The sequence below is a fragment of the Ectopseudomonas composti genome (assembly GCF_900115475.1).
GTDB lineage: Bacteria > Pseudomonadota > Gammaproteobacteria > Pseudomonadales > Pseudomonadaceae > Aquipseudomonas > Aquipseudomonas composti.
Map to the genome: position 1 here is coordinate 176,177 of NZ_FOWP01000001.1, position 13,909 is coordinate 190,085.

General features: G+C 64.2%; 11 protein-coding genes. 6 read left to right on the forward strand and 5 right to left on the reverse strand.

Annotation, left to right across the window (positions count from 1 at the left end; genetic code table 11):
- The first annotated feature begins 45 nt into the window (after positions 1-45).
- Entirely contained in the window at positions 46-1,074 is a 1,029-nt protein-coding gene (gene ada, locus BM059_RS00860) for a bifunctional DNA-binding transcriptional regulator/O6-methylguanine-DNA methyltransferase Ada (RefSeq protein ID WP_074936072.1), read from the forward strand.
- A 123-nt stretch (positions 1,075-1,197) separates the two neighbouring features.
- On the opposite strand, the gene BM059_RS00865 is transcribed toward ada, so the two are convergent.
- Entirely contained in the window at positions 1,198-1,749 is a 552-nt protein-coding gene (locus BM059_RS00865; RefSeq protein WP_036999300.1) for a DJ-1 family glyoxalase III, read from the reverse strand.
- Between the two features lie 200 nt (positions 1,750-1,949).
- Between BM059_RS00865 and BM059_RS00870 the strand changes: the two genes are divergently transcribed.
- On the forward strand, positions 1,950-3,242 hold the full coding sequence (locus tag BM059_RS00870; protein WP_036999299.1) for an NCS2 family permease: 1,293 nt from the start codon (positions 1,950-1,952) through the stop codon (positions 3,240-3,242).
- A 248-nt stretch (positions 3,243-3,490) separates the two neighbouring features.
- Positions 3,491-4,579 (forward strand): tRNA (uridine(54)-C5)-methyltransferase TrmA, encoded by a 1,089-nt coding sequence (gene trmA / locus BM059_RS00875; RefSeq protein WP_074936073.1) that lies wholly within the window; start codon positions 3,491-3,493, stop codon positions 4,577-4,579.
- A 93-nt stretch (positions 4,580-4,672) separates the two neighbouring features.
- On the opposite strand, the gene BM059_RS00880 is transcribed toward trmA, so the two are convergent.
- Positions 4,673-5,056: a DUF4345 family protein gene (locus BM059_RS00880; protein WP_074936075.1), complete on the reverse strand. Its 384-nt coding sequence runs from the start codon at positions 5,054-5,056 to the stop codon at positions 4,673-4,675.
- Positions 5,057-5,460: 404 nt separating this feature from the next.
- Here BM059_RS00880 and BM059_RS00885 point away from each other — a divergent pair, with 404 nt between their 5' ends.
- From BM059_RS00885 to ypfJ, 3 genes are all read left to right on the forward strand, one after another.
- Positions 5,461-6,810 carry a hypothetical protein gene (locus tag BM059_RS00885; protein WP_074936077.1) on the forward strand — a complete coding sequence of 450 codons (1,350 nt, stop codon included), beginning with the start codon at positions 5,461-5,463 and terminating at the stop codon, positions 6,808-6,810.
- 103 nt (positions 6,811-6,913) lie between these two features.
- Positions 6,914-7,348, forward strand: a complete 435-nt coding sequence (locus BM059_RS00890; RefSeq protein WP_074936079.1) for a DUF411 domain-containing protein — start codon at positions 6,914-6,916, stop codon at positions 7,346-7,348.
- A 52-nt stretch (positions 7,349-7,400) separates the two neighbouring features.
- On the forward strand, positions 7,401-8,261 hold the full coding sequence (ypfJ, locus tag BM059_RS00895; protein WP_074936081.1) for a KPN_02809 family neutral zinc metallopeptidase: 861 nt from the start codon (positions 7,401-7,403) through the stop codon (positions 8,259-8,261).
- A gap of 9 nt (positions 8,262-8,270) precedes the next feature.
- On the opposite strand, the gene BM059_RS00900 is transcribed toward ypfJ, so the two are convergent.
- The 3 genes from BM059_RS00900 to BM059_RS00910 all read right to left on the reverse strand — a co-directional run bounded on the left by BM059_RS00900 (position 8,271) and on the right by BM059_RS00910 (position 13,825).
- A complete protein-coding gene (locus BM059_RS00900) occupies positions 8,271-9,440 on the reverse strand; it encodes a multidrug effflux MFS transporter (protein WP_074936083.1) in 1,170 nt (389 codons plus the stop codon).
- Positions 9,441-9,530: 90 nt separating this feature from the next.
- A complete protein-coding gene (locus BM059_RS00905; RefSeq protein ID WP_074936085.1) occupies positions 9,531-12,668 on the reverse strand; it encodes an efflux RND transporter permease subunit in 3,138 nt (1,045 codons plus the stop codon).
- 5 nt (positions 12,669-12,673) lie between these two features.
- The gene (locus BM059_RS00910; RefSeq protein ID WP_074936088.1) at positions 12,674-13,825 is read right to left on the reverse strand and encodes an efflux RND transporter periplasmic adaptor subunit; all 1,152 of its coding nucleotides are present in this window, start codon (positions 13,823-13,825) and stop codon (positions 12,674-12,676) included.
- Positions 13,826-13,909: the final 84 nt, after the last annotated feature.

Consider the following 13,909-nt stretch of genomic DNA (forward strand, 5'->3'; position numbering starts at 1 on the left):
CGCAGCCGACAATCGTCAGCAATACCGTTACCAGAGGGCTGCGCCATGCTCGACCAGGAACGCTGCTGGCAGGCTGTTTGCGAACGCGATGAGGCGTTCGACGGACGCTTCGTTTTCGCCGTGCGCAGCACCAGCATCTATTGCCGGCCGAACTGCCCCGCGCGGCGGCCACGGCGCGACAACGTCAGCTTTCATGCCGATGCCGCGAGTGCCGAGGCGGCCGGTTTTCGTCCATGCAAGCGCTGCTCGCCGCAGGGGCAAAGCCCGGCGCAGCAACTCGACACGCTGGTCGCGGCCGCTTGTGAGCTTCTGCGCGGTGAACAGCGCCTGACGTTGCCGCAGCTGGCGGCGCGCATCGGCCTGTCGCCGTCACACCTGGCCCGAGCGTTCAAGGCGCGCACCGGGATGACGCCCAATGCCTGGGCGGCGGCGCAACGCCGCCAGCGCCTGGATGCCCAGTTGCCACAGGCAGATAACGTGCTCGAGGCGGCCCTGGCCGCGGGTTACTCCGGCACCCGAGCATTGTATGAGAAGCCCCAGGCCATGAGCCCGGCGCAGCGCCGCCAGCGCGGTGCGGGCGAACACCTGCGCTACAGCATTGCCCCTTGCCCGCTCGGCCAGGTGCTGCTGGCCACCAGCGACAAGGGCGTTTGCGCCCTGCTGTTTGGCGATGAACCGGCAGCCCTGCATGACGAGCTGCAACAGCGTTTCGGCGCCGCCCAGCTCGAAGAAGATGATCAAGGGTTGCGCAACTGGCTGCAGCAGGTGCTGGCGCAACTCGAAGAGCCCGAGCGCGCCGCCCATCTACCCCTGGACATTCGTGGCACGGCCTTTCAGCAACGCGTGTGGCAGGCGCTGCAGCACATTCCCCGCGGCGAAACCCGCAGCTATAGCGATCTGGCCGGGCAACTGCACAGCCACCCGCGGGCGATTGCTCGGGCCTGCGCCAGCAACGCCATTGGCTTGCTACTGCCGTGCCACCGCGTGGTCGCCAGCGATGGCAGCCTCAGCGGCTACCGCTGGGGGCTGGCGCGCAAACGGCAGTTGCTAGAACGGGAAAAACAGGACGCGTAGCCAGGATTGCATTGAGTTCGGAGGGCAGGTGCAACCCGCCAGGCCGCTGATGGCGGGTTGCACCCGCCCTACAGACTGTCCGCCCGTAGGGTGCGCCATGCGCACCGGCTCTTTCTCCGGTCTCTAGACCAACATCGCCTCGGCCACCTCCCTGCGCGTGCCGCGCCCGACCAGTTGCTCCACCAGGGTCAGGGCAAAGGCCATTGCCGTGCCCGGGCCCTGGCTGGTGATGCAGTTGCCATCAACCACCACCGCCTCATCGACGAAGGTGCAGCCATTCAGTCGATCACTGAAGGCCGGATAGCAGGTCATCCGGCGCTGCCTGAGCACCCCATACTGCTGCAAGGCTAGCGCCGGCGCAGCGCAGATGGCGGCGAACAGCTCGCCGGCCTTGGCCTGCTTGCGCACGCGCTCGGCCAGTGGTTCGAAATCGGCCAGACGCTGCGCGCCAGGCATACCACCAGGCAGAACGATCAGGTCGAAATCCTGCGCCAGCACGTCCACCAACATGGCATCGGCAGTCAGCCGGGTGCCACGGGCACAGGTGATCATCCGCCGCTCTTCGATACTGGCCACCAGTACCTCGATATCGGCGCGGCGCAGCACGTCGATCAGGGTCACGCATTCGAGATCTTCGACACCATCGGCAACCGTAATCAGGGCTCGCTTGCTCATCTATCAACTCCATTTAAGGCAAAAAAAAACTGTCCACCTGGTCATAAAAAGACACGACAGACCATAAATTCACCCGGTAAAACCTTGCTGGTATGATGCGCGGCTTTTGCGAAATCGGGGCAATTTTCCGGCCTGCACGGACGAATGTGCTTTGCTTTCTGCAGATCAATTTCGGCGCGTTCGCGCCTCGGGGAGCCACCATGCTGGAAAGACTGTTCCAACTCAGAGCCCATAACACCACTGTGCGCACCGAGGTACTGGCCGGGATCACCACCTTCCTGACCATGGCCTACATTCTCTTCGTCAACCCGGAAATGCTGGCAAAGACCGGTATGGACCACGGCGCGGTGTTCGTCGCCACCTGCCTGGCTGGCGCCATCGGCTCGCTGATCATGGGCCTGCTGGCCAACTACCCGATCGCCCTGGCGCCCGGCATGGGCCTCAACGCCTTCTTCACCTACACCGTGGTGATGACCATGGGCTACAGCTGGCAGACCGCTCTGGGCGCGGTGTTCCTCTCCGGCGCGATCTTCTTCCTGTTGTCGATCTTCAAGATCCGCGAATGGATCATCAACAGCATCCCGCTGGCGTTGCGCGCCGGTATCGCCGCCGGTATCGGCCTGTTCCTGGCGATCATCGCACTGAAGAACGCCGGCATCGTGGTCGATCACCCGGCCACCCTGGTCGGCCTCGGCGACATGAGCAAGGGCGGCGCGCTGCTGGCCTGCCTGGGCTTCTTCGTCATCGCCGCACTGGCCTATCGCAAGGTCACCGGCGCGGTGATGATCGGCATCCTGCTGGTCACCGGCCTGTCCATTGCCCTCGGCCTGTCCGAGCTGCAAGGCGTGGTGTCGATGCCACCGTCGCTGATGCCGACCCTGCTGCAGCTGGACATTGCCGGCGCGCTGGATATCGGCTTGATCAGCGTGATCTTCGCCTTCCTCTTCGTCGACCTGTTCGACACCTCCGGCACCCTGGTCGGCGTGGCACAAAAAGCCGACCTGCTGGACAAGGACGGCAAGATGCCACGCCTGGGCCGTGCCCTGCTGGCCGACAGCACCGCGACCATGGCCGGCGCCGCACTGGGCACCAGCACCACCACCAGCTACATCGAATCCGCTGCTGGCATCAGTGCCGGTGGGCGTACCGGCCTGACCGCCTGCGTGGTCGCCGCGCTGTTTCTCCTGGCCCTGTTCTTCGCCCCGCTGGCTGGCGCCGTGCCGGCCTACGCCACCGCGCCAGCACTGCTGTTCGTCGCCGTACTGATGATGAGCAGCCTGGCGCAGATCGACTGGGACGACCTGACTGTCGCCGCCCCAGTGGTGGTTGCCGCCCTGGCCATGCCGCTGACCTTCTCCATCGCCAACGGCATCGCGTTCGGCTTCATCGCCTGGACCGCGGTCAAGGTACTGGCCGGCCGCTGGCGCGAACTGAACCCGGCAATGTGGGTGCTCTCCGCCCTGTTCGTGATCAAGTTGGCCTACTTCGCCTGATCAACCGATAACGGCGTACTGCTTCGCGAGTACGCCCTACGCCGCCGCCCGGACAATCTGCGTAGGGTGGGCCGGGCGGCGTTCCGTTTCAGCCCACCATAGGCCTCGTCATGATCGTTCCCACGCTCCGCGTGAGAACGCCTCCCTGGGACGCTCTGCGTCCAGCGCCACCAATGATCGACGACAACGGCACATCGGCAACGGAGTCGCTACAATGGCGCCCCGTTTTCCTGCCCCATGAGTGACCGATGAGCCGCCCCGCATTCGACCCCGCCACCTACGAAGCCCAACTCGCCGAGAAGAAGGCACGCCTGGTCGAACTGCTGGCGCCCTTCGCCGCGCCGCAGCCCGAAGTGTTCGAGTCGCCGCGCGAGCACTACCGCATGCGCGCCGAGTTCCGCCTGTGGCGTGAGGATGGCCAGCGCTACTACGCGATGTTCGCCCCGGGCGACAAGCACACGCCGATCCTGCTCGACGACTTCCCCATCGCCAGCCTGCGCATCAATGAGTTGATGCCGCGCCTGCGCGCTGCCTGGCAGGCCAGCGAAGTGCTGTCGTTCAAGCTGTTTCAGGTCGAGTTCCTCACCACCCTGGCCGGCGATGCGCTGATCACCCTGGCCTACCACCGCCCGCTGGACGAGGCCTGGCAGGCCGAGGCGGAGAAACTGGCAGCTGAGTTCAATGTCAGCCTGGTCGGCCGTTCCCGCGGCCAGCGCCTGGTGATTGGCCGCGACTACGTGGAAGAGGAGCTGACCGTAGCTGGTCGCAGCTTCCGCTATCGCCAGCCCGAAGGCGCCTTCACCCAGCCCAACGGCCGGGTCTGCGAAAAGATGCTGGGCTGGGCCTACGACGTACTCAGCGAGCGCGGCGACGACCTGTTGGAGCTGTACTGCGGCAACGGCAACTTCACCCTGCCGCTGGCCACTCGCGTGCGCAAGGTATTGGCCACCGAGATCAGCAAGACCTCGGTCAACGCCGCCCTGGCCAACCTGGCCGATAACGGCGTGGAAAACGTCGAGCTGGTGCGCCTGTCCGCCGAAGAACTGACCCAAGCGCTCAACGAAGTGCGCCCGTTCCGTCGCCTGGCCGGTATCGACCTCAAGAGCTACGAGTTCGGCAGCGTCTTCGTCGACCCGCCACGCGCCGGCATGGACCCGGACACCTGCGAGCTGACCCGCCGCTTCGAGCGCATCCTGTACATCTCCTGCAACCCGGAGACCTTGGCCGCCAACATCGCCCAGCTCAACGACACCCATAAGGTGACGCGCAGCGCGCTGTTCGACCAATTCCCCTACACCCATCACATGGAAGCCGGTGTGTTGCTGGAACGGCGCTGAGCCGCCTCCCTGTAACTCGGATGCAATCCGGGGCAATGTGCAAGACCGTCCGCGGATTGCATCCGAGCTACACAGCTGGTGGGGAATGCGGTGCTAGCGTTCAAGCCCGCGCAACGCCCACCAGGCCAGCCCGGCCGACACTGCTTCGAGCAGCAACGCGTAGAGGTTGAAGGTCTGCTGCGCGCCACCGTCGAGCCACAGCCCGCCGACTCGAGCCAGTGCCAGCACGCTGTACAGCAGCACCAATAGCAGTAGCGCCGGCCGCAGTAGGTCCAGGCGCAGCAGCGCCATCACCAGATACGCCGCCAGCCCCAACTGCAGGCCACCGTAATAGGCGCGCACCTCGGTCACAGCAGCACTCTCCATCAGCAACGCGCCACTGAAACTGGCCATTTCCTCGGGCCGAATGAAGTAGGCCAGCCCCAACACGAGCAGGGCAGCGATCTGGATCAGCAAGACGATTCGGGCAAACAGCATCGTATGACTCCTCACTCGATGAGTGGCGGCATGACCTCAGGCATTTCACCGCCACAAGCCAGCTCGTTCAAACCTAAGACATTCGTGCAGAGCGCTGCCAGCAGAGACTGATGGCACTTTCGCCAGAATGATCTACAACTATCCTTGCAACTGCGACACCCCACCGTACTCGACAAGGAGGTCGACATGCCCGCCATCCCTCTTGCGTCGCTCACGTCGTACCGCTCGCCGACAACGGCGCAGCCATGTCCGAGTACCGCCTCGTCAACTCCAACTCAGGAGCTTGCACAACACCGTGAACCGGCGCGACGGACACCGCGCCACAGCCGATAGAACCATAACGGACACCCTGCCCCTACGCGAATACCTCGCCTGGCAGGCGTAGCCACATAAGGAGATGATCCATGCGTAAGTCACAAGGAACTCTGATCTGCACACTGGCGCTTGCCGCTCCCCTGCTCACCGCAGCGGCCCACGCCGGTACCTACCCCGACTTCGGCTACAAGCCACCTCCCGCCGAGTACAGTGGCCCGCTGTTCCAACTCAGTCAGTCCTACCCAAGCTCCGCCCCACCGGCATCCGCCTTGCCGGCCTTCTTCAAGCTGCTGCCAAAGGAACGGAGCAACGACTTCGAGACCTGGCGCGCCTACATGGATGCCGTGAAGGACTACTGCCTGGAAGGCAACGTGGAAAACGACTGGGACGTGCAGAAAAACAAGGTGCGCGACTGGTTCCACATGCCCTGGCAGCACTACGGCCCCCTGGGCCGCGAAGGCATTCACGGGATGACCAAGGAAGCGCAGATTCAGGCCAAGCAACTCGCGCCGACCCAGACCACCACAGGCCAGACCTACGCGGTCGGCATCTACAACGACATCGGTGCCTACACCATTGGCCAAGTATGGAAGGATCCGCAAAACCCCAATCCGGAATTCACCTCCAAGCCCAACAGCTTTGCGGATGGCACCGTGGTGTGCAAACCGCTGTTCGCCGATGTTGACCGCAGCCAGGTGCCCTTCCTACAGAATCCGGTGCTCTGGCAGGGCTACATCACCAAGACCTTCGACTCGGCTGACCGCGAGGTGAAAGAGGTTGCGCTGATTCAGATGGACATCGCTGTGCGCGACACCCGCATCAACGAAACCGGCTGGATCTTCGGCACCTTCCAGTACAACGGCGCTATTACCGGCAAAGCTGGCTGGGACAACTTGGTACCAGTGGGCATCATGTGGGGCAACGACCCTGAGGATAACGGTAACGATTACAGCAACCCTCAACCGAGCCAGACGCGCATCAACCCCAACCTCAAAGAGACCGCAATCAACGCCAAAACCAGCGAGCTGCCGCCGACCCACCTGGGTTGGAACGGCCGCCTCAACGGCCCGGTGGACAACCCGGTGAGCTCCTGTCTGAGTTGCCACATGACCGGCGAATACCCACAACTGGCGATCATGAACCCGACCTTCCAGGCCAATCCCCCAGCCGTAGGGTCGCCTGAGTGGATGCGCTGGTTCCAGAACATTCCCGCCGGTCAATCGTTCACCCCTGGCACTCAGAGCACCGACTACAGCCTGCAACTGGCTGGAGGCCTGGCCAACTTCTACGACTGGAAGTGCAATCAGGGCGGCATTTTCGCTGATGGCAACAATGCCTGCCAGAAGTCCAGCCAGCTGAAACTGATGCTAAAGAGTGGGATCAAGCCTGAGCAGATCCAGCCCGTACAGCGCGATCCGAGCCTGATGGAACTGGAGTAACCCGACTGCGGCTCCGGAGTCTCCCTTCGGAGCCGCATCATGATCCTTGGGCATCACCGGACATGGCGCTATCCTCTACGCCATCGCCCATTGGAGCCCCATTATGCGCCACTCGCTGCTCGCCCTCTGCCTCTTCACTGGCCTGGCTCATGCCAGCGAGCCACTGACCATCGATGTGCATCGCGACGCCAATTGCGGTTGCTGCAAGGCCTGGATCAGCCATCTGCAGGACAACGGTTTTACCGTCAACGACCATGTCGAGTCTGACATGAGCGCGGTCAAACAGCGCCTTGGCGTACCGCCGCGCCTGGCCTCCTGTCATACCGGGGTGATCGACGGCAAGTTCGTCGAAGGCCATGTGCCGGCCGCCGACATTCTCAAGCTGCGTCAACGGCCCGATCTGATCGGCGCCGCCGTACCCGGCATGCCCATGGGCTCGCCGGGCATGGAATATGGTGATCGTGTCGACGCCTATCAGGTCATCGGCCTGGATCGTGAACGCCAGGATCAGCTGCTGAGCAACTACCCGGCCAACTGAGTCGACACGGACGCAGCTACACTGCAGCGACAACCAACCTGGGAGTACGGCCATGCGCTGGCAACGCGGTAGACGCAGTGACAACGTGGTGGATACGCGTGGTCGTTCCGGCAGGCGCCTTGGCGGTGGCCTGAGCCTCGGCGGCGTGGCGGTGATCGTCATCGTCGGCCTGCTGATGGGCCAGGACCCGCTGCAGATTCTCGGCCAGATCGCCGGCCAGGCCACCCAGCCGCAGGTCGCGCAGACGCAGAGCGCGCCTCCGGCGAACGACGCGCAGAGCGAGTTCGTCCGCGCCATTCTCGGCGATACCGAAGACACCTGGCGCGAGCTGTTCCAGCAAGCCGGCCAGCAGTATCGCGACCCGCAATTAGTGCTGTTCTCCGGCGGCGTCAATTCCGCCTGCGGCTTCGCCAGCTCGGCAGTCGGCCCCTTCTACTGCCCCGGCGATCAGCGGGTGTATCTGGACATGGCGTTCTTCCGCGAGATGGAGCAGCGCTTCTCGGCTGCCGGCGATTTCGCCCAGGCCTACGTGATCGCCCATGAAATCGGCCACCACGTGCAGACGCTGCTCGGCGTTTCGGCCAAGGTCAACGCGGCACGCCAGCGTGGCGAACGAGTCGAGGGCGATGGCGGCCTGCTGGTGCGTCAGGAACTGCAAGCCGATTGCCTAGCTGGGGTCTGGGCGCATCACGCGCAACGCCGGCATGACTGGCTGGAAGCGGGCGACCTGGAAGAAGCGCTGAATGCGGCCAGCGCCATCGGCGATGACCGCCTGCAGAAGCAGGCGCGCGGCCAAGTGGTGCCGGACGCCTTCACCCATGGCACCTCAGAGCAGCGTGTACGCTGGTTCAGCAGCGGTTTCGAGAGCGGCCAGCCGGGGCGTTGCGACACCTTCAAGGCGGCGCGCCTGTAGCGTGCTGGCTCACACCACGAAACGCTTGCTCCACCAGGCAAAGCCGCAGGCTGCAAGGCCACACAGGGCAATCACCAACGCCATGGGCATCGCCGAACCGTCATGCAGGAAGGCCACCAACGCCGACGCGCCGGCGGCCACACTGAACTGCATGCTGCCCAGCAACCCGGATGCGCTGCCCGCATGTCGCCCCTGCCCCGCCATGGCGCAGGCAGTGGCATTGGGCAGCACGCACCCGAGGCTGGCCACGCAGATGAACAGCGGAATCAGCAGCGGCCACAGCTGGGCCGGTTGCCACAGCGCCAACCCCAGCAAACACAAGCCGCTGGCTAGGTACACCAGCACCATGCGCCGCAGCCACAGCGCCGGCCCGCCATTGCGTACCAGCCGCGCATTGACCTGCGCCATGATCACGAAACCCGCCGCGTTGCTGCCGAACAGCCAGCCGTAGTCCTCGGCCGGCACGTCATACAGCTCGATGAACACGAAGGGCGAGCCGGCGATGTAGGCGAACATGCCGGCCATCGCCACGCCACCGGCCAGGCTGTAACCCATGAACGGCGCATTGCCCAGCAGCGCGCGGTACTGACCAAAGGCACCGCTCAGTGGTGCCGGTGGCAGATGCTGCGGACGCGTTTCCGGCAGCCACGCCAGCACGGCCAGCAGGCACAGCCCGGCAAAGAGCGCCAGGCTGTGGAAGATCCACGGCCAGCCCAGGGTGTTGAGCAGCAATCCGCCACCGAGGGGCGCAAGAATCGGCGCCAGGCCCATCACCAGCACCAGTTGTGAGAACACCTTGGCCGAGGCCAGCGGATCGCACAGGTCACGCACCACCGCGCGGGTGATCACCATCCCGGCGCAGCCACCGAGCGCTTGCACGAAGCGCGCCGTCACCAGCCACTCCAGATTCGGTGCCAGGGCACAGGCCAGCGACGCCACGCTGAACAGCGCCACCCCAACCAGCAGCGGTACGCGGCGACCGAAGCGATCCGCCAACGGGCCATAGAACAGCTGACCGATGGCGATACCGACGAAATAGGCCGCCAGCGACAGCTGGATATGTTCGACATCGGTGCCGAACTGCTGGGCCAGGGTAGGGAAACTCGGTAGATAGAAATCGATGGCCAAGGGGCCAAAGGCGCACAGCGCGCCCAGAATCAGCATCGTTCGCAGGTTCATGAATAGTCCGGACTATTGTTAGCCGGCTAATCATCTCACCGACCGGGTCGCTTACGAAAGCGCGGGCCGCCGAACGACGGCCCGGATGACTCAATGCGGTCGCTGCTCCTCCTTGGCCTTCTCGCGCCGACCTACCCGCTGCGCCGCTGTTTCCACCAGCAGGTAGAACATCGGGATGACGAAGGTAGCCAACAGGGTTGCCGCGAGCATGCCGCCGATCACCCCGGTACCGATGGAGTGACGACTGGCCGAGCCGGCGCCGGAACTTATGGCCAGCGGCACGCAGCCGAGAATGAAGGCCAGCGAGGTCATCACGATGGGACGGAAACGCAGTTTGGCCGCCTCCAGCGCCGAGTCGAAGATGCCCTTGCCTTCGGCGCGCAGCAGCACGGCGAATTCGACGATGAGGATGGCGTTCTTCGCCGCCAGGCCGATCAGGGTGACCAGGCCGACCTGGAAGTACACGTCGTTCTGGATGCCGCGTAGCCATACCGCGAGGATCGCGCCGAACACCGCGAACGGCACGGCGGTCACCACCGCCAACGGCAGCGTCCAGCGCTCGTACTGCGCGGCGAGAATCAGGAAGACCAGGATCAGGCCGAAGACGAACGCCTGGGTGCCCGAACCCTGGGTCGCCAGTTCCTGGTACGCCGAACCAATCCAACCAAGACTGTAGTCCTCGCCCAGCACCTCATCGGCCACCTCCTGCATCGCCGCCAGTGCCTGCCCGGAGCTGTAACCCGGCGCTGGGCCGCCAAGGACCTTGGCCGAGGGATAGACGTTGAAACGGTCATAGGAATCCGGTCCGAGGATGCGCCGCACGCGCAGCAGGGTCGACAGCGGCACCAGATCACCGCTGCTGGAGCGCACATAGACCTGACCGAGGTCTTCCGGCTTGCGGCGAAACTCGGATTCGGACTGCAGGCTGACCTGCCAGGTGCGCCCATAGAGAGTGAAGTCGTTGACGTAGTAGCTGCCGAAGGTCGCCTGCATGGCGGTGAACACATCGCTGACGCTGACCCCCAGTGCCCGCGTCTTGGTGCGATCCAAGTCGATGTAGTACTGCGGCACGTTGGCGCTGAAGGTGCTCTGAATGCCGGCCAGCTCCGGCCGCTTGCTGGCCGCCGCGACGAAGGCCTGGACCTTCTCGCCAAGCTGCTCGACGCTGCCGCCGGAGCGGTCCTGAATGAAGGATTCGAAGCCACCGGTGGTGCTCATGCCGGTGATCGGCGGCGGGTTGAACGACAGCACCAGGCCGTCTTTCTGCGCGGCCCCCGCGCCCATGAACTCGCGCGTCAGGTTGCGCGCATCGAGCTCGGGTGTGGTGCGCTCGCTCCAGTCCTTGAGCGGCACGAAGGACACCCCAGCGTTGCTGCGCACGCCGAAGGTGAGCACGTCGAAACCGGCGAAGGTGACCACGTCCTGCACCGCCGGGTGCTCCATCAACTGCTGGCTCACTGCGCCGCTCAGGGCCTCGGTGCGATTGAGCGATGCGGCCGGCGGCAAGTAATAGGCGTTGATCACGTAACCCTGATCCTCATCAGGTACCAGCGAGCCGGGTACCCGCGCGAACAGCAGCATGATCAGCGCGATCATCCCGCCGAACAGCAGCAGCCCCACCAGCGAACGCTTGAGGAAGAAACGCACACCGGCGCCATAACCTTCGGTGGCCTTGTCGAAGAAACGGTTGAATACACGAAACGGCGCAGCCGGCTCGTGATGGCCGGGCTTGAGCAGCAGCGCGCAAAGCGCGGGCGAAAGGGTCAGGGCGACGATGCCGGAGATCACCACCGACACCGCGATGGTGATCGCGAACTGCTTGTACATCTGCCCCGCCAGGCCGCCGAGGAAACCCACCGGAACGAACACCGCGCAGAGCACCAGGACGATGGCGATGATCGGCCCAGTGACCTCCTCCATGGCCTTGATTGAGGCATCCCGCGCGCTGAGGCCTTGGGTGCGCATCACCCGCTCGACGTTCTCGATCACCACGATGGCGTCGTCGACCACGATGCCGATGGCCAGCACCATGCCGAACAGCGTCAGCAGATTGATCGAGAACCCCAGCATGTACATGCCGGCGAAGGTGCCCACCAGCGACACCGGAATCGCCAGCACCGGAATCAGTGTGGCGCGCCAGTTCTGCAGGAACACGAACACCACCAGCACCACCAACACCAGGGCCTCGAAAAAGGTCTTGATCACCTCGTCGATGGAGACCTGCACGAACTTGGTGGTGTCGTAGGGGATCTTGTAGGCGATGCCTTCGGGGAAGCGCTTGGCCAGGCGTTGCATGGTGCGCTCGACCGCTTCAGCGGTGTCGAGGGCGTTGGCGCCGGGTTGCAGATAGATACCGAAGGCGGCGTTCTGCTGGCCGTTGAGAGTGGTGACAAGCGAGTAGTCCTGGGCGCCCAGTTCGACCCGCGCCACATCCTTGAGCAGCAGGCTGGCACCGGTATCGTCGGTGCGCAGGATAACGCTCTCGAACTCCTTGGGATCGGTGAAACGCCCTTGCGTGGTGACGGTGTAGGTGAAGTCCTGTGGCTCCTTCAACGGCTGCTGGCCGAAGCTACCGGCGGCGAACTGCGAATTCTGCTCGCGAATGGCATTGACCACATCGGTCGGTGTCAGGTTGTACTGCGCCAGCTTGTCCGGGCGCAGCCAGATGCGCATGGAATAGTCCTTGGAGCCGAACTGGCTGGCGTCGCCAACGCCCTTGAGGCGCTTGAGTTCGTCAATGACGTTGATCAGCGCGTAGTTGCTGATGAAGATCGGGTCGCGCGAACCATCCGGCGAATAGAGGGTGATCACCTGGAGGATGTCGGAAGACTTCTTCTCTACCTTCACACCCTGGCGGCGCACCTCTTCCGGCAACTTGGCCAACGCCGCCTGAACCTTGTTGTTGACGTTGATGGTGGCCTGGTCCGGGTCGGTGCCGACCGCGAAGTACACCGTCAGACTCATCGCCCCACTGCTGGAGGAGTTGGACAGCTGGTAGATCATGTTCTCGACGCCGTTGATCTCCTGCTCCAGCGGCGCCGCCACGGTTTCGGCGATGACCTGCGAGCTGGCACCGGGGTAAGCGGCGCTGACCGATACCTGCGGCGGCAGGATTTCCGGGTACTGAGCGATGGGCAGCGCGCGCATCGCCGCCAAGCCGGCGAGCACGATGACGATGGAGATGACGGTGGCGAATACCGGACGGTCGATGAAAAAGCGCGAGATCATGGCCGTTACTCCTGCGCCGGGCTGGCTGGCGTGGCTGCCTTCGCCTCCTCGACCTTGACCGGGCTGTCCGGTCGTACCTTGGCCAGGCCATCGACGATCACCCGCTCGCCGTCACTGACGCCGGCGAGAATCACCCAGCGCCCGCCGGCCGTATCACCCGTGGTGACCTGGCGCATGCGCGCGACGCTCTGCTCGTCCACCACGTAGACAAAAGTCCCGCGTGGCCCCTGAGCCACGGCGCGCTCCGGTACGGTGATGGCATTGGGGCGAGTCAGGCCCTTGACCTGCACGCGCACGAACTGCCCAGGCAGCAGTTTCTGCTCGGGGTTCGGCACCACACCACGGGCGCTGACGGTGCCAGTGCCGCGGTCGATCAGGCTGTCGGTGAAGTCCACCTCGCCCGCCGTCGGATAGGCCGAACCATCACCAAAATAGACTTCGACACTCAGCTTGCCGCTACTCGGCGGCACCAGGCTGCCCTCGGACAATTCTCGGCGCAGGCGCTCGGCCTCGGCGTCCGGGTAGGCGAAATTGACGAAAATCGGATCGAGCTGAGTGATCTGGGTCAGCAGGCTGGCACTGGGATCGCCAGCGACGATCAGGCTGCCTTCGGAGACGCTTTCCTTGCTGGTCATACCGGTGATCGGTGCCTTCACCGTGGTGTAGTCGAGGTCGATCTGGCGCGACTGCACCTCAGCCTGGGCCGCCTCGATATTGGCCTTGCTCTGCTCGAAATTGGAGATAGCGTTATCCAGTTCGCTCTCGCTGGCGAAGCCCTTCTTCTGCAGTTCGCGGATACGCTTGAGATCTCGATCGGTCTGGCGAAAGCGTGCCTGTTCTTGCGCCAAAGCGCCTTTGGCGCGGGCCAAGGCAGCTTCATAGGGGCGCGAATCGATGCGAAACAGCACCTGATCCTTCTGCACCCGACTGCCCTCCTGATAGGTACGCTCCTGCAGGATGCCGCCAACCTGAGCCCTGACCTGCACCTCGCGGTAACCGGCGGTTCGTGCGGGGTATTCCAGCACGATGGGCAGTTCGCCCGACTTGATCTGCTCCACCGTCACGGCGGTCGGTGGCGCATCGGCCGCCTGAGCGTTCAGGGCTAGCAGGCCCAGACTGATGGGCAGGCAGAAACCGACCAGACGAACGAAGGGCATGAGGCATTCCTCTCCTTGGCTAGACGCGGGCAGTAGCGACATGACGCAGCCCGCCACCAGTAGGCGGGGCAAAATCGGTAAACT